Annotated in this window: 18 protein-coding genes; 9 read left to right on the top strand and 9 right to left on the bottom strand. The window is 64.9% G+C overall.

Going from position 1 to position 20151, the window contains the following annotated elements; all coding sequences use genetic code 11:
* Window positions 1-172 precede the first annotated feature (172 nt).
* Both polA and AX729_RS19060 read left to right on the top strand, forming a co-directional pair.
* The gene (polA, locus tag AX729_RS19065; RefSeq protein ID WP_082770480.1) at window positions 173-3502 is read left to right on the top strand and encodes a DNA polymerase I; all 3330 of its coding nucleotides are present in this window, start codon (window positions 173-175) and stop codon (window positions 3500-3502) included.
* 249 nt (window positions 3503-3751) lie between these two features.
* Window positions 3752-4387 carry a LysE family translocator gene (locus tag AX729_RS19060; RefSeq protein ID WP_061025778.1) on the top strand — a complete coding sequence of 212 codons (636 nt, stop codon included), beginning with the start codon at window positions 3752-3754 and terminating at the stop codon, window positions 4385-4387.
* A gap of 120 nt (window positions 4388-4507) precedes the next feature.
* On the opposite strand, the gene AX729_RS19055 is transcribed toward AX729_RS19060, so the two are convergent.
* A complete protein-coding gene (locus AX729_RS19055) occupies window positions 4508-5134 on the bottom strand; it encodes a glutathione S-transferase family protein (RefSeq protein ID WP_061025776.1) in 627 nt (208 codons plus the stop codon).
* A gap of 173 nt (window positions 5135-5307) precedes the next feature.
* Here AX729_RS19055 and pyrE point away from each other — a divergent pair, with 173 nt between their 5' ends.
* Both pyrE and AX729_RS19045 read left to right on the top strand, forming a co-directional pair.
* Window positions 5308-5871: an orotate phosphoribosyltransferase gene (pyrE, locus tag AX729_RS19050; protein ID WP_028176382.1), complete on the top strand. Its 564-nt coding sequence runs from the start codon at window positions 5308-5310 to the stop codon at window positions 5869-5871.
* A gap of 242 nt (window positions 5872-6113) precedes the next feature.
* Window positions 6114-6866 (top strand): DUF2865 domain-containing protein, encoded by a 753-nt coding sequence (locus AX729_RS19045; protein WP_061025774.1) that lies wholly within the window; start codon window positions 6114-6116, stop codon window positions 6864-6866.
* Between the two features lie 87 nt (window positions 6867-6953).
* On the opposite strand, the gene AX729_RS19040 is transcribed toward AX729_RS19045, so the two are convergent.
* The 7 genes from AX729_RS19040 to AX729_RS19010 all read right to left on the bottom strand — a co-directional run bounded on the left by AX729_RS19040 (window position 6954) and on the right by AX729_RS19010 (window position 14525).
* Window positions 6954-7385, bottom strand: coding sequence for a hypothetical protein (locus AX729_RS19040; protein WP_061025772.1), 432 nt, complete (start codon window positions 7383-7385; stop codon window positions 6954-6956).
* A gap of 118 nt (window positions 7386-7503) precedes the next feature.
* The gene (gene pdeM / locus AX729_RS19035) at window positions 7504-8202 is read right to left on the bottom strand and encodes a ligase-associated DNA damage response endonuclease PdeM (protein WP_061025846.1); all 699 of its coding nucleotides are present in this window, start codon (window positions 8200-8202) and stop codon (window positions 7504-7506) included.
* A gap of 115 nt (window positions 8203-8317) precedes the next feature.
* Complete coding sequence (locus tag AX729_RS19030; protein WP_061025771.1) at window positions 8318-10906, bottom strand: ligase-associated DNA damage response DEXH box helicase; 2589 nt, start codon at window positions 10904-10906, stop codon at window positions 8318-8320.
* A 77-nt stretch (window positions 10907-10983) separates the two neighbouring features.
* Window positions 10984-11349, bottom strand: a complete 366-nt coding sequence (locus AX729_RS19025; RefSeq protein WP_061025844.1) for a nuclear transport factor 2 family protein — start codon at window positions 11347-11349, stop codon at window positions 10984-10986.
* Window positions 11350-11461: 112 nt separating this feature from the next.
* On the bottom strand, window positions 11462-11812 hold the full coding sequence (locus AX729_RS19020; RefSeq protein ID WP_061025769.1) for a RidA family protein: 351 nt from the start codon (window positions 11810-11812) through the stop codon (window positions 11462-11464).
* Between the two features lie 133 nt (window positions 11813-11945).
* On the bottom strand, window positions 11946-12863 hold the full coding sequence (locus tag AX729_RS19015) for a CE1 family esterase (RefSeq protein WP_156457050.1): 918 nt from the start codon (window positions 12861-12863) through the stop codon (window positions 11946-11948).
* Between the two features lie 3 nt (window positions 12864-12866).
* On the bottom strand, window positions 12867-14525 hold the full coding sequence (locus AX729_RS19010) for an FAD-binding dehydrogenase (protein ID WP_061025763.1): 1659 nt from the start codon (window positions 14523-14525) through the stop codon (window positions 12867-12869).
* A 263-nt stretch (window positions 14526-14788) separates the two neighbouring features.
* Here AX729_RS19010 and AX729_RS19005 point away from each other — a divergent pair, with 263 nt between their 5' ends.
* The 5 genes from AX729_RS19005 (at window position 14789) to AX729_RS18985 (ending at window position 19216) form a co-directional block, all read left to right on the top strand.
* A complete protein-coding gene (locus AX729_RS19005; protein ID WP_061025762.1) occupies window positions 14789-15316 on the top strand; it encodes a Clp protease/crotonase-like domain-containing protein in 528 nt (175 codons plus the stop codon).
* 111 nt (window positions 15317-15427) lie between these two features.
* On the top strand, window positions 15428-15622 hold the full coding sequence (locus tag AX729_RS19000) for a hypothetical protein (protein WP_061025760.1): 195 nt from the start codon (window positions 15428-15430) through the stop codon (window positions 15620-15622).
* 24 nt (window positions 15623-15646) lie between these two features.
* The gene (locus tag AX729_RS18995) at window positions 15647-16237 is read left to right on the top strand and encodes an SCO family protein (protein WP_061025758.1); all 591 of its coding nucleotides are present in this window, start codon (window positions 15647-15649) and stop codon (window positions 16235-16237) included.
* A gap of 218 nt (window positions 16238-16455) precedes the next feature.
* The gene (locus AX729_RS18990; protein WP_061025756.1) at window positions 16456-17391 is read left to right on the top strand and encodes an ABC transporter substrate-binding protein; all 936 of its coding nucleotides are present in this window, start codon (window positions 16456-16458) and stop codon (window positions 17389-17391) included.
* Between the two features lie 181 nt (window positions 17392-17572).
* Window positions 17573-19216: a lysine--tRNA ligase gene (locus tag AX729_RS18985; RefSeq protein WP_061025754.1), complete on the top strand. Its 1644-nt coding sequence runs from the start codon at window positions 17573-17575 to the stop codon at window positions 19214-19216.
* Between the two features lie 106 nt (window positions 19217-19322).
* Here the strand turns inward: AX729_RS18985 and AX729_RS18980 are convergent, their stop codons facing one another.
* On the bottom strand, window positions 19323-20075 hold the full coding sequence (locus AX729_RS18980) for a carbonic anhydrase (protein ID WP_061025752.1): 753 nt from the start codon (window positions 20073-20075) through the stop codon (window positions 19323-19325).
* Window positions 20076-20151 lie beyond the last annotated feature (76 nt).

Below are 20151 nucleotides of genomic sequence, written 5' to 3'. Positions count from 1 at the left end.
TTTCGTCGCCGGCTTTGCCGGCCGACCCAGTCTTCCAGAGACAGTTGTGATCGTCCGATGGGCTGAGGCGTACTGGATTCCCAGCTTTCGCGGGGAACGACAGTGGGGATAGCGACCCAAAAATCCGCCTCCCAAGGCTGTCAAAGGCCGCAAAAATCCATACATTGCGGCCATGCCCAAAACCTCCCCGAAGACCTCCGCCAAAGCTGACACCAAGGCCGCGCCGAAGGCGGTCGCCGAGAGCAAATCCCCCGCGACAGCTGCTGCCAAACCGGTGGCGGCGAAGGCGGCCGGCAAGGGCGACCATGTCTTTCTGGTCGACGGTTCCTCCTACATCTTCCGCGCCTATCACGCGCTGCCGCCGCTGAACCGCAAATCCGACGGTCTCCAGGTCAATGCCGTGCTCGGCTTCTGCAACATGCTGTGGAAGCTGCTCCGCGAGATGCCCGAGGACAACCGGCCGACGCATCTGGCCATCATCTTCGACAAGTCGGAGATCACCTTCCGCAACAAGATCTATCCCGATTACAAGGCGCACCGGCCGCCGGCGCCGGACGATCTGATCCCGCAATTCGCGCTGATCCGCGAGGCCGTGCGCGCCTTCGACCTGCCCTGCCTGGAACAGGTGGGGTTCGAGGCCGACGATCTCATCGCGACCTATGTGCGACAGGCCTGCGAACGCGGCGCGAGCGCGACCATTGTCTCGTCCGACAAGGACCTGATGCAGCTCGTCACCGATTGCGTGACCATGTACGACACCATGAAGGATCGCCGCATCGGCATCCCCGAGGTGATCGAGAAGTTCGGCGTGCCGCCGAACAAGGTGGTGGAGGTGCAGGCGCTAATTGGTGACTCGGTCGACAACGTGCCTGGTGTTCCTGGTGTAGGACCGAAGGCCGCGAGCACATTGATCGCAGAGTTAGGGTCTCTCGAGCATCTTCTTACTGCAGAAGAACAACCAGAGAAGATCGAGAAAGAGCTCGAAGCGAAACTTGCCCAAGTTGAGCAGCAAATTGCTGCAATCGCCGGCGAGCCAGTCAAGGTAAGTTCCGCGGCCCAGGTCGGTAAGGTACTAGCTGAGAAGTTTGGCGAAGCGACGTTGACGAAGGATAAGAAGGGAAATCCAACTGCTGATACTGAGACAATAGAGCGCTTGGCAAGCACTGGAAATGTGTTCTGCGCACTCATTTTGAGAGCCCGCAACCTCTCGCGCGTATCAGGCGGAACCGTCGCGAAAATTGTCGAGAATAAGCAACTCGCATTGACTTCAAGAACGCTCGTACAGCTCGACGACAAGGTCGACCTCGAGGTGCCGCTCGACGACCTCGCCGTCCACGAGCCCGACGCGCGCAAGCTGATTGCCTTCCTGAAGGCGATGGAATTCACGACGCTGACCCGGCGCGTCGCCGAATATGCGCAGATCGATCCCGCCAATGTCGATGCCGACCCGGGCTATGTCAGCGGCGCCAGCGTCTTCTCGCCGCTGCCGCCCTCGGACGTCGTGCCCGCCCCGGGAACCGGTACACCGGCGCAAGCCGCGCCGGGCAAACCCAACAAGGCGGCGAGCAAGGAGGATAAGGCGGCGAGCCCGAAGGGTTCGCCGATCTCCCTGGCCGCCGCGCGCGAAGAGGCGCTGCGCAAGCTTCCGGTCGACCGCGGCAAATACCAGACGATCAAGTCGCTCAAAGAGCTCAATGCATTCATCGCGCGCATCCATGATGCCGGGCATGTCGCGATCGAGACGAGAGCAAACTCCATCGACCCGATGCAGGCTGAGCTCTGCGGCATCGCGCTGGCGCTGGCGCCGAACGAGGCCTGCTATGTGCCGCTGGCGCACAAGCAATCCGGCGGCGACGGCGGCCTGTTCGATGCGGGCCTCGCGCCGGATCAGGTCAAGCATGCGGAAGCGATCGAGGCGCTGCGGCCGGTGCTGGAATCATCAGGCATCCTGAAGATCGGCTTCGACGTCAAGTTCACCGCCGTGATGCTGGCGCAGCATGGCATCACCCTGCGCAACATCGACGACGCGCTCCTGATCTCCTACGTGCTCGATGCCGGCCGCGGCTCGCATGCGCTGGAATCGCTGTCCGAACGCTGGTTCGGTCATGCCATGCTGAAGGAGAGCGAATTGCTCGGCAGCGGCAAGGGCAAGATCACCTTCGACCAGGTGCCGGTCGACAAGGCCGCGCCACTGTCGGCCGAAGGCGTTGACGTCGCCTTGCGCATCTGGCGCGTGCTGAAGCCGCGCCTCGTCGCCGAGCACATGACCGCCGTCTACGAGACCCTGGAGCGGCCGCTGGTCGCGGTGCTCGCGCGCATGGAGCGGCGCGGCATCTCGATCGACCGTCAGGTGCTGTCGCGCCTCTCCGGCGACTTTGCCCAGACCGCGGCGCGCGTCGAGGCCGAGATCCAGGAGATCGCCGGCGAGCCGGTCAATGTCGGCAGCCCCAAGCAGATCGGCGACATCCTGTTCGGCAAGATGGGATTGCCAGGGGGCACCAAGACGAAAACCGGCGCATGGTCGACCACCGCGCAGGTGCTGGACGAGCTCGCAGAGCAGGGACACGACCTTCCAAAGAAGATTCTCGAGTGGCGCCAGGTCTCCAAGCTGAAATCGACCTACACCGACGCGCTGCCGACCTACGTCAATCCACAGACCCACCGCGTGCACACGACCTACGCGCTGGCGGCGACCACGACGGGGCGATTGTCTTCGAACGAGCCGAACTTGCAGAACATTCCGGTGCGCACCGAGGATGGCCGCAAGATCCGCCGCGCCTTCGTCGCGACACCCGGACACAAGCTGGTGTCCGCCGACTATTCGCAGATCGAGCTGCGGCTGCTCGCCGAGATCGCCGACATTCCAGTGCTGAAGCAGGCCTTCCGCGACGGGCTCGACATTCACGCCATGACCGCCTCGGAAATGTTCGGCGTCCCGATCAAGGGCATGCCGAGCGAGATCCGCCGCCGCGCCAAGGCGATCAATTTCGGCATCATCTACGGCATCTCGGCGTTCGGCCTCGCCAACCAGCTCGGCATCGCGCGCGAAGAGGCCTCCGCCTACATCAAGAAGTATTTCGAACGCTTCCCCGGCATCCGCGCCTATATGGACGAGACGCGCGACTTCTGCCGCAGCCACGGCTACGTCACCACGCTGTTCGGCCGCAAATGCCACTATCCTGACATCAAGGCCTCCAACGCCTCGGTACGCGCCTTCAACGAACGCGCCGCGATCAACGCCCGCCTCCAGGGCACCGCCGCGGACATCATCCGCCGCGCGATGACGCGCGTGGAGGACGCGCTGGCCGCAAAGAAGCTGTCGGCGCAGATGCTGCTCCAGGTGCATGACGAACTGATCTTCGAGGTGCCGGACGCCGAGGTCGAGGCGACGCTTCCCGTCGTGCAGCACGTGATGCAGGACGCGCCGTTCCCGGCCGTGTTGCTCTCGGTGCCGTTGCATGTGGATGCACGCGCGGCGAACAATTGGGATGAGGCGCATTGATCTCTTCCTTACCTCGCCCCGCTTGCGGGGAGAGGTCGGATTGCGAAGCAATCCGGGTGAAGGGGTACCGGTGCCACGATCATCTCATGCGCGGAGAGAAGCCCCTCACCCCAACCCTCGCCCCGCTTGCGGGGCGAGGGAGCGCATCGAGCGCTCGGCAGCGACTCGAATTGTCCTCCGAGCAATTGCGCGATGGCCCCACTTCGCCGCGCATATTAGAACCGTTGCGTCCTCCGTACCGGTTCATCCATGCCCCATAGCTCCGCCCTGCTCGGCTTTGCCCTGGTCAGCCTTGGCCTCGTGCTCACGCCCGGGCCGAACATGATCTACCTGATCTCACGTTCGATCACGCAGGGGCCGGCGGCGGGGATCGTCTCGCTCGGCGGCGTGGCGCTCGGCTTCGTGTTCTACATGCTGTGTGCGGCGTTCGGCATCACGGCGCTCTTGCTCGCCATTCCCTTCGCTTACGACGCGCTGCGCTTTGCCGGCGCGGGCTATCTGCTCTGGCTCGCCTGGCAGGCGGTGAAGCCGGGTGGACGCTCGCCGTTCCAGGTGAGAAAGCTCGCGATCGACAGTCCACGCAAATTGTTCGCGATGGGCTTCGTCACCAACCTGCTCAACCCGAAGATCGCGATGCTGTATCTGGCGCTGCTGCCGCAATTCATCGATCCCGCCGCCGGGAGCGTGCTGATGCAGTCGCTGGCGCTGGGGACGATCCAGATCGCGATCAGCGTCAGCGTCAATGCGATGATCGCGCTCGCGGCCGGCTCGATCGCGCTGTTTCTGGCGCGCCGGCCGAGCTGGATGCTGGTGCAGCGCTGGCTGATGGGCACCGTGCTGGCCGGCCTCGCGGTGCGGATGGCGGTGGAAGCGAGGAAGGTGTGAGGCACACTGTCATACCCCGGCTTGACCGGGGCATCCAGTACTCCGAAACAGCGCGGCTAGAACCGAGCCGCCGCGGCGTACTGGATCGCCCGCCTTCGCGGGCGATGACACCATCCAAGATCAATCCAGCTTCGCGTCCATGCCGCGCTTCACGGCCGGCCGGGCCATCAGGGCCTCGTACCAGCGCTTGACGTTGGGAAAGTCGGCCAGATCGACCTTGTGGCGAGGGTGCCGCCAGGCCCAGCCCAGAATGGCAAAATCGGCAATCGAGAGCTCACCGGCGACGAAATCGTGGTCCGCCAGCCGGCGGTCGAGCACGCCATAGAGCCGGCGGGTCTCCGCCATGTAACGCTTCAGGCCATAGGCGCGGTCCTGTTCGTTCTCCAGCGCGATGAAATGATGCACCTGGCCCGGCATTGGACCGAAGCCGCCCATTTGCCACATCAGCCATTCGTAGACCGGGATCCGCCCACTGAGCGATTTCGGCAGGAATTTGCCGGTTTTCTCGCCGAGGTAAAGCAGGATGGCGCCGGATTCGAAGATGCTGACGGGCTTGCCGTCGGGCCCCTCGGGGTCGACGATCGCGGGGATTTTGTTGTTCGGAGAGAGCTTGAGGAACTCGGGCGCCATCTGCTCGCCCTTGGTGATGTTCACCGGAATCACCTTGTAGGGCAGCCCCATCTCCTCCAGCGCGACCGAGATCTTGCGGCCGTTCGGCGTGTTCCAGGTGTGCAGCTCGATCGTCATTCCCGTTCCTTCCCCCAAGAGGCTTGCCCCCTCAACTACTCCAGAAGGTCGCACCCCCACAACCGGCGGACCTGAATGGCCGATCCCTGTTGACGGACGACGCCCCCTCTGGAATGTCGCGGCCGTGCCGGATAAATTCCGCCTCCTCCAAAAACGCTGTTCGAGGGACCGCCGTGTCGAAATCCGCCTCCCGCGCCCGCCTGTTCGAAATCATCCGCCGGCGCTCATTCGGCCGCGGCGAGGTGACGCTCGCGTCGGGCCGCAAGAGCGATTTCTACTTCAACCTCAAGCCGACCATGCTCGACCCCGAAGGCGCGACGCTGCTCGCCGAGCTGACCTACGAGGCGCTCAAGGACGACCAGCTCGATTTCATCGGAGGGCTCGAGATGGGCGCGGTCCCGCTCGCCGGCGCTCTGGCGCAAATCTCCTGGATCAAGGGCCATCCGATCGCGGCCTTCTTCGTGCGCAAGAAGCCGAAGGAGCACGGCGCCAAGCTCGCGATCGAGGGCCTGCCCAAGGGCGAGACCCTGGCCGGCAAGCGCGTCGTGATCGTCGAGGACGTCACCACCACGGGCGGCTCGGCGATGAAGGCGGTGGAATCGGTGCGCGAGGCCGGCGCCAATGTGGTGCTGGTGCTCACCATGGTCGACCGCGAGGAAGGCGCCACCGACACGTTCGGAGCGGCCGGCCTGCCGTTCCGCTCGCTGTACAAGGCGTCGGAGTTCTTGAAGGCGTAAGAGGACGAGACATCTCGGTCGACATGCCCGGGCGTGCCCCGGGAGCAACGCGTCAGGGAAAGCTGCGCGCGGCCATAAAGTGATCACCGCCTCGTCTTGAAACCGCCTCCACGCAACCGCTCATTTACCATCGCGCATTACGGTGAATCGTGTGCTGGAGACCGCGAACGGTCCTGCCGGTTCCGTAGCGTCGGGTGGAGTGAGCCGTGCGTACAGAGTTGTCCCATACGCAGCGTGGCGCGATGCTCGTAGCCGTCATGGTTGCGGTTCCCATGCTCGCGACCCCGGCCCCGGTTGCGGCCGAAGGCCTGTTCGACTTCTTGTTCGGCGGAATGCAGCGGCCGCAGCCACAGCAGCCAACTTCTCACTCCGATCCCTTCACAGGCCAGCAGAATCCGCAATATGTACCGCCGACACGCTCGGCCGCAGCCGGCGGCTCGGGCCCGGCTTTCTGCGTGCGCAGCTGCGATGGCAAATATTTCCCGCTGATGCGGGGCGCCGTCTCGCCAGCGCAGATGTGTCAGGCCTTCTGCCCCGCCACCGCCACGAAGGTCTATTTTGGGTCAAGCATCGAAGGCGCCTATTCGCAGACCGGCGAGCGCTACGCCGACAGCGAGAACGCGTTCGCCTATCGCAAGGCGCTGCGCGCCGACTGCACCTGCAACGGCCGTGACCCGGTCGGCCTCGCCCCGGTCGACCTGGCGCTGGACTCCTCACTGAAAGCCGGCGACGTGATCGCCACCACCGATGGCCTCGTCGCCTATACCGGCATCCGCGTCGGCACCGACCAGGCTGCGGACTTCACCCCGGTTGCCTCCTATCCCGGTCTCACTGCGCAGGTCCGCGCGCGGCTCGGCGAGATGAAGGTGGCGCCGGTGCGCGCCGAGACGGTGGCGGCGGATGCGCCGGCCTCGCCGGAGATCGTGCGCGAGGCGTTGCCTGACGTGACGGTGCCGAAGACGCAGAAGCCGGCCAAGCGCGCGGGATTGGACTAGCCTTACGCGCCTATAATAGAGCCGTCATTGCGAGTTCTGACCGGTGGGAAGGGCCGACCCGCGCTCGCAATGACGGAGACTGTTGCGCTATCTCCCGATGATCACCCCGATCACGTTCGGCGCCGCCAGATATTTCTCTTCGATCGCCGCGCGCGCGGCGGCGCGGTTTTCCGGCGTCAGGAGGCCACGCTTCTCGGCCAAGATCATCCAGCAGAATCCCCACCAATCGGTCAGCATGCCAGCTTCGTCGACGAGGTCATAACCCTGCTCGGCCGCGAAGATGCGTGCATGCGCCTCGTCCAGCGTGTCGAGAAACAGATGGTCATCGGTCGAGAACAGATCGTCGCTGATGTCATCGATGGTGTAGCCCCAGATCGACTGGCACACCGCGTTGAACTCGCGATCGAACTGGTCGTCATCGACGGCGTAGCGCCGGGCCGCCTGATGCAGCCGTGACAGCGAGCGAGCGAAATCGGCGATCCGGGTGAGGGCAAACTGGTCGAAGGCAATGGTGGACATGTAGTCCTCGCAAAGTCTGATAACCGCTAGATATTGTGTCGGCGACACGCCGAATCACAATGATATATCAAAGACTTGCTAAAGTGTTCTTAATTTGTTCCGAAGCTCGACGGATGCCTCAGCAACAGCGCGAGGCCGCGATGGCATGGACGCGGCGGTCGCCGAGGAGATGGGCGACGAAGCCGTTCTTCGGAAAGATCCTGGCGAAGGCAGCGTCGCGGATGCTGAGGCCGCCGGCATAGGCGCCGAAGGCCGGCATCACGGCACGCATCCCGTCACTGGCGAAGCAGCGGCGCTCCATCGAGCGGCCGCGCGCGGCGACGCGCGCCTTGGGATGCAGGTGGCCGGCGATCTCGCCCTGCGCGCCTGTCGGCTCGTGGCGGAAGGTGATCGGGCCGATCGCGACTTCGTCCGCGATGGTGCCGCCGAGATCACGCGGAAGCATGGGATCGTGATTGCCCGAAATCCAGATCCAGTCGCGGCCTGCCTGAAGCGCGGTCACGGCGGCGCGGTCCTCGGCCGACAGGCGCTCATGCGCGGTGCGATCGTGAAAGCTGTCGCCGAGCGCGACGACGATTCGCGGATCATGGCGCGAGATGACAGCAGCAAGCCGGCTCAGTGTGGCGAGCGTGTCGTAGGGCGGCAGCAGCACGCCGCGGGTGGCGAAGCTCGAGCCTTTTTCCAGATGCAGGTCGGAGACGACGAGCAGGCGCTGCTCTTCCCAGAACAAGGCGCCGGAGAGATCGGCGTGGAGCGACACGCCAGCGATGTCCAGCGTACCAATCGAGGTATTCGATACGGCCACTTTCTCCGTCATGGCCGGGCTTGTCTCGGCCATCCACGTTCTTGCCGCAGAGACAAAGACGTGGATGCCCGGGTCAAGCCCGGGCATGACGATGGGGATGGTTCAGCGCGCCTCACTGGCAAATTCTCTACGACATCGCCTCTTTGACGAGTTCGTCGGCGGCTTCGGCCAGGAGCTCGTCTGCAGCTTCGCCATAGACTGACTCGCGGCCGATTTCCAGCATCACGGGGACCGCCAGCGGGGAGACGCGGTCGAGTTCCCGGTGCGTGATGCGGCCGTGGATGCGCATGAGCATGTCGCTGAGCCGCCGCAAATCGAGCAGGCCGGTGGCGGCATCGGCCCGCGCGGCGCGCAGCAGCACGTGATCTGCCTGGTGCTTGCGCAGCACGTCGTAGACGAGATCGGTCGAGAACAGCACCTGACGGCGGCTCTTCTCTTCGCCGGTGTGGCGGCGCGCGATCAGGCCGGAGATGATCGCGCAATTGCGGAACGTGCGCTTCATCAGCGCGGATTCGGCGAGCCAGGCCTCGAGGTCGTCGCCGAGCATATCGGGGTCGAACAGCGCATTGAGATCGATCCGGCCGTCCCGGATCATGAAGGAGAGATCGCCGAGCGCCCAGATCGCCACGGCATATTCGTTGGCGACGAAGCCAAGCGGCCGCGCGCGGGCGCGCTCCAGCCGGCGCGTCAGCAGCATGCCGAGGGTCTGGTGCGCGAGGCGGCCCTCAAAGGGATAGCAGACGAGATAGTGCTTGTTGGCACGGGGAAAGCTCTCGACCAGGAGTTCGCGTACCGCCGGTACCCGCGAGACGTCCTTCTGCAGCGACAGCCAGTCGCGCACCTGCTCCGGCAAGCCGCCCCATGCGCGGCTGTCGTCGAGCAGGCGGCGCACGCGCTCGGCCAGATAGGTCGAGAGCGGGAACTTGCCGCCCATATAGGACGGCACCTTCGGGTCTTTGTCATGCGCGCGCGAGACATAGACCTGGTCCTCGACCAGGGTCTCGTAGCGCACCACCTCGCCTGAGAACACGAAGGTATCGCCCGGGCTCAAGCCTTCGATGAAGGCTTCCTCGATCTCGCCGAGCAGCCTGCCGCCACGTGCGATCACGCCGGTCGAGCCACCTGCCCTTCCTTGACCGCCGCCGCGCGAGCGCACCAGACGCACCTTCAGCATGTTGTCCTCGACGATGGTGCCGACATTCATGCGGTAGCTCTGCCGCACCTTCGGGTTGGCGACGCGCCAGCGGCCTTCCTTGTCCTGCTTGATGCGGGCGAAGCGCTCGTAGGTCTTCAGCGCGTAGCCGCCGGAGGCGACGAAATCGACGACGTCGTCGAAATCCTGCCGCGAGAGGTCGGCGTAGGGCGCAGCGGTGAGGATCTCGCGGTAGAGATCCTCGGAGAGGAACGGCTCGCCGCAGGCGCAGCCGAGCACGTGCTGGGCCAGCACGTCGAGCGCCCCGAGGCGCAGCGGCGGCGTATCCTGCGCGTTCTCCGCAATGGCATCGATGGCAACGCGGCACTCCAGCACCTCGAAGCGGTTGGCCGGCACCAGTACGGCGCGCGAAGCCTCGTCGAGCCGGTGATTGGCGCGGCCGATGCGCTGCATCAATCGCGAGGAGCCCTTGGGCGCGCCGATATTGACGACGAGATCGACGTCGCCCCAGTCGACGCCGAGGTCGAGCGATGAGGTGCAGACCACGCCGCGCAGCCTGCCCGCCGACATGGCGTCCTCGACCTTGCGGCGCTGGGCGACGTCGAGCGAGCCGTGATGCAGCGCGATGGCAAGGCCGTCGTCGTTCATGCTCCAGAGATTCTGGAACAGCATCTCGGCCTGGCTGCGGGTGTTGACGAAGACCAGCGTGGTCTTGTTCGCCTTGATCAACTCGTAGATTTCAGGAAGCGCGTGGCGCGCGCTGTGGCCGGCCCAGGGCAGCCGCTCGCGCGTATCGAGCATCTCGACCACGGGCGGTGCCGCTCCCCCGGCGACGACGATGTCGGCAGCGGCTTCCTTGCCGTCGGGCTGCGGCACCAGGAAGCGCGCGAGCTGATCCGGCTCGGCGACGGTCGCCGACAGGCCGATCGCCCGCATCTGCGGCGCGAGGCGCCAGAGCCGCGCGAGCCCGAGCGAGAGCAGATCGCCGCGCTTGGACGTCACCAGCGCATGCAGCTCGTCGAGCACGATGCGCTTCAGGGAGGAAAACAGGAACGGTGCGTCGTCGGAGGAGAGCAGCAGTGCGAGCTGCTCGGGCGTCGTCAGCAGCACGTCCGGCGGATAGCGCCGCTGCCGCTGCCGCCGTGACACCGGCGTGTCGCCGGTGCGGGTCTCGACCTTGATCGGCAGCGCCATTTCCGCGATCGGCCGCTCCAGATTGCGCGCGATGTCGACGGCGAGCGCCTTGAGCGGCGAGATGTAGAGCGTGTGCAGGCCGCCGGCGCGTTGCACGCTGCGGCCGGTGGAGACGAGATTCTTTCTCGCGCCCGCGTCTCGTTCGACCGGCTGCGCCGACAGCTCCACCAGCGTCGGCAGAAACCCGGCGAGCGTCTTGCCGGCGCCGGTCGGCGCAATCAAGAGCGCCGAGCGGCCCTCGCGCGCCTTCTCCAGCAGCGCCAACTGATGCGCGCGCGGCGACCAGCCACGGGCTGCGAACCACGCTTGAAAGCGATCCGGCAGCAGCGCGGCCGGCTCGGCCGGTGTTCGGAGGATACGGGGCGGCACAGCATGACAGGTAAGCCGCAGGAGTGGATTCGTCGAGGGGTGGCCCTCCCCGCCTGCGGCGAGAAGGGCAAGAGGTCTCACACCCCGGTCGGCACCTGGTCCAGAAATCCGGTCACGCTGCTGATGCGGCCGTCCCTCAGCACGGCAAAATCAGTGCCCTTGATCGGGCTGTCGGCACCATCGGGACCAAGTCCCCACGAAAAGCGGATGTGATCGCCGTAGCCGTCGGGCTGGCCGATCAGCTTGAATGTGAAATCGGGGAAGCGCTGCTGCACGCCCGCGATCAGCGCCTCGATGCCGTCCCGGCCGTCACCCCTCATCAAGGGATCGACATAGCTCGCATCCGCCGTCCAGCTTTCGCCGAGCAGCTCGCGGCGTCGGCCGGCGGTGCGCTCGTTCCAAAGCTCGATATAGCGATGGGCGATGGTGGTGGGGTCGGTCATGATGCTCTCCTTCGATGGCGCCGTATTCGGCTGAACGCGACTATCGAAGGTTTGCGCGCGCCGATCGATTACCTCGGAGGTCATCGGCGCGCGCAGGGGGATCGTGCAGGCGCTACTTCGCCGCCGTCACCATGATCTCGACGGTGTATTGCGGAGCGGCCAGCTTGGCTTCGACGGTGGCGCGCGCCGGGGTGTTGCCGGGCGACACCCAGGCGTCCCACACCGCGTTCATCTCGCCGAAGGTCTTCATGTCGGTGATGTAGATCGTTGCCGCGAGCAGCTTCGACTTGTCGGTGCCGGCCTTGGCGAGATGGCTGTCGATGGTCGCCAGGATATCCTGGGTCTGCTTCGTCACGCTTTCGCCGGCCGCCTTGTTCGCGACGACGCCGGCGAGATAAACGGTGTTGCCGTGCACGACGACCTGGCTCATGCGCGGACCGGTTTCAAAACGCTGAATGCTCATTGGGGATCTCCTGGTGGAATGGCGGCCCTGTCTAGCCCAGCACCTCGCGCTCTGCCACCCCGAGCACGCATGCATGGCCGGGCACGCATGCGTCGCGTGCGGCGGATGCGTCACAGCCGATGCATGCGTCGCTTTACGGAAACTGGCTGAAGAACGTCCAGATCGTCTCGGCACCGTCGATGTCAGCGTTCTGCGGCCCCAGCAGGCCGGCGGCGACCTTGGGGAAGCGGGCATCCGGAGAAAATCCGGGCACGCGGTGGCCGCCATGGTTGACGCGATAGAGCACCACGTCGTGTCCCCGGGGACAGCGTGAGGAGATCCGGGTGACCGTGGATTGATCCGCGGGCGCCCTGTCCGGCAAGTCAATCGTCTCGGCGTCATCGGTCTCGCAGCCATTGAGCCTGCGCCAGAACGCCAGCGTCTCGTCCGTCGACCAGAAGCCGTCTGCGGCAAAATAGCTCGCTCCGCGTCCACCGCCGTAGGGGACCAGCAGGTCGGCGGTGCCGTTCATGAGCAACATCGGGAGCGGCCGCGACGGATGGCAGGTGACGGCGGCCTCGTCATTGAGATTCATGATCACACTCGCGGCGGCCGCAAACAGATCGGCACGCGCGCAGGCCATGGTCATCGCCATGGCGCCGCCATTGGAGACGCCCGCGACGAAGACGCGCTTTGCATCCGCCGTGCCGTCGGCCACCAGCTTCTCGACGAGCTTCGCGATGAAGGCGACGTCATCGGTACCCGCCGGTGGTCCGCGCAGGGCAGGCCCCGCCTTCGTTCGTGCGTCCGCCCATGCATTGTTGAGCCCGTCCGGAAAGACCACGGCCAGGCCCTCGCGTTTTGCAACCTGCGGCCAGGCCGTCCGCGTGATCATGTCGGCGCCGCGCTGGGTCTTGCCGTGCAGCACGATCACGAGCGGCACAGACCTCTTGCCGGGCAGCTGCGCGGTGTACGAGCGCTTCACGCCGTTGACGTCGATCGTATCGGCGGATGCAACTGGAGCTGCCGCCAATGAAGCGGCCAGCGCCCCGACGTGCATCCATCGGCGCACGATCTAACCCACCGCTTTGGCGGCCGCACGGCCCGCATTGCGGCCCGAGAACAGGCAGCCGCCGAGGAACGTGCCCTCCAGCGACCGATAGCCATGCATGCCGCCGCCGCCGAAGCCGGCGGCTTCGCCGACGGCGTAGAGACCGGAAATGACACTTCCCTCTTCCCCGAACACGCGGGAGTCGAGATCGGTCTCGAAGCCGCCCAGCGTCTTGCGGGTGAGGATGTTGAGCTTCACCGCGATCAGCGGCCCATGCGCGGGATCGAGGATGCGGTGTGGAGAGGCGGTGCGGATCAATTTGTCGCCGATGTAGCGGCGCGCATTGTGGATGTTCATCACCTGCGCATCCTTGACGTAAGCATTGGCGATCTCGCGGTCGCGCGCCTCGATCTGAATCTTGACGTGCTCGAGCTTGAGGAGATCGCTGCCGGCGAGCTTGTTCATGGCCGCAACGAGATCCTCGAGCTTGTCGCGGACGATGAAGTCGACACCATGGCGCTTGAAGGCCTCCACCGGAGCCGGCGCGCCTTTGTTGGTGGCCCGGCGCAAGGTCATGCGCCAGCTCTTGCCGGTCAGGTCGGGGTTCTGCTCCGAGCCGGACAGCGCAAACTCCTTCTTGATGATGCTCTGGGTCAGGATGAACCAGGAATAATCATACCCCGTGGACATGATGTATTTGAGTTGGCCGAGCGTATCGGAGCCCGGGAACAGCGGTGCCGGAAGCCGCGTGCCCGTGGCGTCGAACCACATCGAGGACGGGCCGGGCAGGATGCGGATACCGTGACGCGGCCAGATCGGCGACCAGTTCTGGATGCCCTCGACATAGTGCCACATGCGGTCGCGGTTGATCAGCCGCGCGCCTGATTTCTCCGTGATGCCGATCATGCGGCCGTCGACATGCTCAGGCACGCCGGAGATCATGAATTTCGGCGGCTCGCCGAGCCGCTTCGGCCAGTTCTGCCGCACCAGGTCGTGATTGCCGCCGATGCCCCCGGAGGCGACGATCACAGCCTGCGCCTTGAGTGCGAATTCGCCGACCGTATTGCGGGAGGAGCTCTTGCCGCGCTCGATGGTGTCGGGCGCAAGGACGGCGCCACTGACGCCATCCACGGTGCCGTTGGTGACGGACAATGCATCGACGCGATGGCGGAACTTGAAGATCAATCGGCCACTCTTCACCGCCTCGCGCGCGCGGCGCTCGAACGGCTCGACGATGCCGGGTCCGGTTCCCCAGGTGACGTGAAAGCGCGGCACCGAATTGCCATGGCCCATCGCGTCGTAGCCGCCGCGCTCGGCCCAACCGACCACTGGGAAGATACGATGGCCCATCGCGCGCAGCCAGCCGCGCTTCTCGCCGGCTGCGAACGCGACATAGGCTTCCGCCCATTTGCGCGGCCAAAAGTCGTCATCGCGGTCGAATCCGGCGCTGCCGAGCCAGTCCTGCATCGCGAGCTCGAACGAATCCTTGATGCCGAGCCGGCGCTGCTCCGGCGAATCGACCAGGAACAATCCGCCGAACGACCAGAACGCCTGTCCCCCGAGCGACTGCTCGCCTTCCTGGTCCAAAACGATCACGCGCTTGCCCGCGTCCGCGATCTCGGTGGCGGCGACGAGGCCCGACAGTCCCGCACCGACGACAATGACGTCAGCCTCTTCAGCCATGCGCTTCCCCCATCATGTATTCCCCTGTCATTGCCCGGATTGAAGCCAGCGGTTGCAACCGAGATCAAGGGCGCGGCGCGTAAGACCTCATTAACTTGTTCCACTTTGGGAGAGAGACCCGCAGAGTGCAGCGCGGACGCAACACTGGATTTGAATTTGTTTTGAGCCAGCCGGGCTGCCTAGACAAAACCTCGGTTACGACAGACGCTAGCTTCGCATCACCACCTGACACGCAGATTCGAATACGACTGGGGCGGGGGACAATGAAGTTTCTGACCGGGTTGCTTGCGTCGGTTCTCCTGATCGCGGGCATGGGGGCTTCTCACGCGGTGGTTCGTATCGCGGATGACCGCGGCGGCCGGATTGGAACCTACGTCGACAAATACCAGGACCTGCGTCAATCAGGCGAAACCGTCATCATCGACGGCCTCTGCGCCTCGGCCTGCACCATCGTCCTCGGCGCCATCCCGCACGACCGGATCTGCGTCACCTCGCATGCGACACTCGGCTTCCACGCCGCCTGGGATTTCGGCTCCAACGGCCGCGCCGTCACCAATCCTGAAGCAACCCAGATGCTCTACGCGATGTATCCATCGCAGATAAGGCGCTGGATCGGCCAGCGGGGCGGGCTTACCCCACGGATGCTCTTCCTGAAGGGCAAGCAGCTCGCGGCCATGTACAAGCCCTGCTACCTGGACGCGCAGGCCTCGACGGCCAAGCCGTCACGCCGATCTGTCCCACAAGCGGAGCAACAGCCGGTCGAATCGGCTCGGGGGCAGCTCCTTCACTGATATTTGCGGCCTGACCAGATTTCTTACGCGCCGCCGGCGGCGTCTTGCCCGCCGGCGGCGTAGAGCCTATCTGAATGCCTGGGAACAGGGGCCGTTGCCCCGATCGTTGTCATGGCTCAACCACTGCATCCAACCCAGCGTCTATCGGACAATTCGCCCACTGCCGGCCGGACACCATCCGTGCTGCTGTGGGTTGGCGCGGCAACCGGCGGTCTCGTCGTGATCGGCGCGCTGGCGCTCTGGTTCCACTATGGCAGCCAGATGTTCTTCGAAATGATCAGGTCCGGCTTTGCCGCCTGCTTCTGACCTGCGACAGGAAGTTTCCCGCCCATGAGCTCCGCCACCCGTCCGCTGGTGATCGCGACCGCCTTCGCCGCAAGCCTCATCGTCGGGCTCCTGATCTTGTTCTGGACGATGGGCGGGGTCAGCAAGGTGGCGCAGCCGGCCGCGATTGGCGGCCCGTTCCAGCTTACCGACCAGAACGGCAAGGCCGTCACCGACAAGAGCCTCAAGGGCAAGCCGACCCTGATCTTCTTTGGCTACACCCATTGCCCCGACGTCTGCCCGACCTCGCTGTTCGAGATCTCGGAAGTGCTGCGCGCGATGGGCAAGGACGCCGACAAGGTCAATGCCATCTTCATCTCGGTCGATCCCGAGCGCGACACGCCGGCGACAATGAAGGATTATCTGTCGAGCTTCGATCCCCACCTCCAGGGCCTGTCCGGCGCTCCCGCCGAGACCGCCAAGGTCATCAGCTCCTACCGGGTCTATGCCAAGAAGGTTCCGACCAAGGACGGCGACTACACCATGGACCACACCGCGCTGATCTATCTGATGGACCGCGAGGGGCGGTTCGTTTCGCCGTTCAATTTGAAGCGGACACCGGAAGAAGCTGCTGCGGATTTGAAGCGGTATCTCTGAAAGCCCGATCCGGCAGCGCTTCCACGTCGTCATGGCCGGGCTTGTCCCGGCCATCCACGTTCTTGGGCGAGGTGAGAAAGTTCGAGGGTGTCCGGGACAGACAAGCCCAGGCATGACGGCTGAGAGACCCTTGACCACCCCGCATTCCGGGCTCGCGTTCCCGCCGGGATGGTCTATAAGGCCCTCCGATCCCAACGAAATTCGTTCATTTCCGGCCGATGGCTCCATCGCAACAGGCGAAATCGTCTAAATCTGCCCGTAGCTTGCTGACCGGGCTGGCCATCGGCGCCTGCCTGCTCACGGGACTGCCCGACGCCGAGGCGCAGGCTCCCGCCAAGCGGCCCCCAGCGGCGCCCCAGGCCACGCCGCAGGTCGCCCCCCAGGCGGCCCCGCAGGCCGTGCCCGGCTTCTGGGACCCGCGCCGGCGACCGGAGCGGCCGGACCTGTCGCGCCTGACCGTGATCCGCTTCCTGACCGAGACCGACTATCCGCCGTTCAACTTCACCGGCGCGGACGGCAATCCGGCCGGCTTCAACGTCGATCTCGCCCGCTCGCTTTGTGAGGAGATCAAGGTCACCTGCACCGTGCAGATGCGCCGCTTCGAGACCCTGGTCGACGCGCTCACCTCCAACAGGGGCGATGCCATCATCGCCTCGATGGCGGTGAGCCCTCAGCTGCGCGCCCGCGTCGACTTCACCGATCCCTATTACCGCGTGCCGGCGCGCTTCGTGTCGCGCAAGGACGCGGTGATGCCGGAGATCCGGCCTGAATATCTCGAGGGCAAGAAAGTCGGCGTCATCGCGGGCTCCGCGCACGAGGCGTATCTCAAGGCGATGTTCACCGACGCGGAGCTGCATGCCTATCCCAGTGACGACGCGATGCGCGCAGCTTTACGCAGGGGCGAGGTCGATTTCATATTCGGCGACGGCATCTCGCTGGCGTTCTGGATCAACGGCACCGATTCCGGCGATTGCTGCGCCTTCTCCGGCGGTCCCTTCGTCGAGAGCCGTTTCTTCGGCGAAGGGATCGGCATCGCCGTGCGCAAGGGCAACGACGTGCTGCGCCAGGCCCTGAACTGGGCGCTGTTCCGCGTCTGGGAGAAGGGTCGCTATACCGATCTGTGGCTACGCTATTTCTCGGTGAGCCCGTTTTAGTTTCGCCTCTCCCTCCGCCGTCATTGCTAGGAGCCCTTGCGACGAAGCAATCCAGGCCATCACCGCGGAAGTCGTCTGGATTGCTTCGCTTCGCTCGCAATGACGACGAAGGCGGCTGTGTCGCCTCACAAAATTGCATTCTGCCCGGAAATCGCTATTTTCCGCGGCCCGGAGGCCCCTGATGTCCGTTATCGATCTTGCCGCGAACCCGAGCGATCTTCGTGCGCTCGCCGAACAATCCAACGCCTGGCCGTTCGAGCAGGCGAAGGCCATTGTCGCGCGGCTGAAGAAAAGCCCGAAGGACGAGGTGCTGTTCGAGACCGGTTACGGTCCCTCGGGCCTGCCGCATATCGGCACGTTCGGCGAGGTCGCACGCACCTCGATGGTGCGCCACGCCTTCCGTGTGCTGACCGAGGACAAGATCAAGACGCGCCTGCTCGCCTTCTCCGACGACATGGACGGATTTCGGAAAGTACCCGACAACGTTCCCAACAAGGAGATGCTGGCGGAGCATCTCGGCAAGCCGCTGACGCGGGTGCCGGATCCGTTCTCCAACGAGTATCCGTCGTTCGGCCACCACAACAATGCGCGGCTGCGCGCCTTCCTCGACCATTTCGGCTTCGACTACGAGTTCGCGAGCTCGACCGACTACTACACGTCAGGCCGCTTCGACGCGACGCTGCTGAAGATGCTCGCGGCCTACGACAAGATCATGGAAATCATCCTGCCGACGCTGGGGCCGGACCGCCGCGCGACCTATTCGCCGTTCCTGCCGATCAGCAAGACCACAGGGATCGTGCTCCAGGTGCCGATGATCCGCCGCGACGTCGCCGCCGGCACCGTGACCTATGTCGATCCAGACACCAATCAGGAAGTTGAAACGCCCGTCACCGGCGGCAACGTCAAGTGCCAGTGGAAGGCCGACTGGGCGATGCGCTGGGTCGCGCTCGGCGTCGACTACGAGATGGCCGGCAAGGACCTGATCGATTCGGTGAAGCTCTCCGGCGCGATCGCCAGGGCGCTCGGCGCCACGCCGCCGGAAGGCTTCAACTACGAGCTCTTCCTCGACGAGAAGGGCCAGAAGATCTCGAAGTCGAAGGGCAACGGCCTCACCATCGACGAATGGCTGCGCTATGCCTCGCCGGAATCGCTGTCGCTGTTCATGTACCGCGAACCGAAGGCGGCCAAGCGGCTCTATTTCGACGTGATCCCGCGCAACGTCGACGATTACCAGCAGTTCCTCGACGGCTTTGCCAAGCAGGATGGCAAGCAGCAGCTCGGCAATCCGGTCTGGCACATCCACAACGGCAAGCCGCCGAAGGGCGACATGCCCGTCACGTTCCAGCTACTGCTGACGCTGGTGTCGTCGTCGAACGCGGAGAATGCCGAGACGCTGTGGGGCTTCATCGGCCGCTATCGCCCCGGCGTGAGCCCGCAGACGCATCCCAAGTTGGACGCGATGGTCGGCTACGCCATCAACTATTATCGCGACTTCGTCGCGCCGACGAAGCAGTTCCGGGTGCCGACCGAGACCGAGCGCGCCGCGCTCCAGGATCTGCGCGATGCGCTGTCGCAGCTTCCGCAGGAGGCATCGGCGGAAGACATCCAGAACGTCGTCTACGAGATCGGCCGCCGCGAGCCCTTCCTCGACCAGGTCAAGAAGGGCAAGGACGGGCGCCCCGGCGTCACGCTCGACTGGTTCAACATGCTCTACCAGGTGCTGCTCGGCCAGGAGAAGGGTCCGCGCTTCGGCTCCTTCGTCGCGGTGTATGGCCTCCAGAACGCCGTGAACATGATCGACGGCGCACTGGCGCGGAGCGCGTAGACAAGCGGCAAACTCGTAGCCCGGATGAGCGCAGCGATATCCGGGACGTCTCGAGCACCGCACCCGGATGTCGCTTTGCTCATCCGGGCCACGATGGGCCGACGCCTCAGATCGACTTCAGCACGTAGCGCCGGTTGTCCTTCTGCACCGGGCGCGCGTTCATCGGATAGAGCTTTGCGAACGCCGCAACGTCGGCGGCGGACACCTGGATTGGGGTCGTCAACAGCAGCCATTCGACCACTTCCGAGCAGGGCGGCGTCGTCAGCGAGCCGGGATAGCGGTAGTAGCTGAGCTGGGCCGGCAGCATCGCATGCGGATCGATGCCAGCATCGGCCTTCACCGCCGGACCTTCGCTCGCGGGCATTGTCTTGACGATCTTGCTGAACGCCGGGTTCTGCCGGCCTTCCGTCATCAGCACGCCGACCACGGCAAGACCGCCGGCTTCGTTGCGATGAACGAAGTGCGCTTCCATCGGAAAATTCTTGCCGCCGATCATGTGCTCGCTCGGGCGGTGGAAGTGCACCTGAAGCAGCTTGTACTTGGTGTCGCCGAGCGTGAGCGTGCTGCCTTCGCTGAAATTGAGCTGGATGGTGTGGCCGTTGTTGACGATGGTGTCGGCGCTCTTGCCCCAATTCAGCTTCAGCGCCGGCAATTGCGATTTCACCGTCGCCTCGATGTCGATCGGGGATTGCTGCAGGCCGATGCCGCAGGCCTTGTTCGCCGCGTCGAGGTCGCCCCATTTTGCCGGGCCACCGGTACCATCGTAGCTCCAGTGCGCACCTTCGGCGGCAAAGGCCGGTTTGCAGACCGGACAGAGCGCGAGACCGGCAAGGGCCTTCAATGCGTGACGACGATTCATGATCTTTCCCCAGAAATGTAGGTTTGCCCAAAATTGGCGCGGGGAACCTATGCGCGCGGAGTTCTGAGTCGCAAGC

Origin of the sequence: Bradyrhizobium sp. CCH5-F6 (genome assembly GCF_001556045.1) — a bacterium.
Taxonomy (GTDB): domain Bacteria; phylum Pseudomonadota; class Alphaproteobacteria; order Rhizobiales; family Xanthobacteraceae; genus Bradyrhizobium.
The sequence above is the reverse complement of the archived record's forward strand: the minus strand, read 5'-3'. Positions and strand labels throughout refer to the sequence as shown.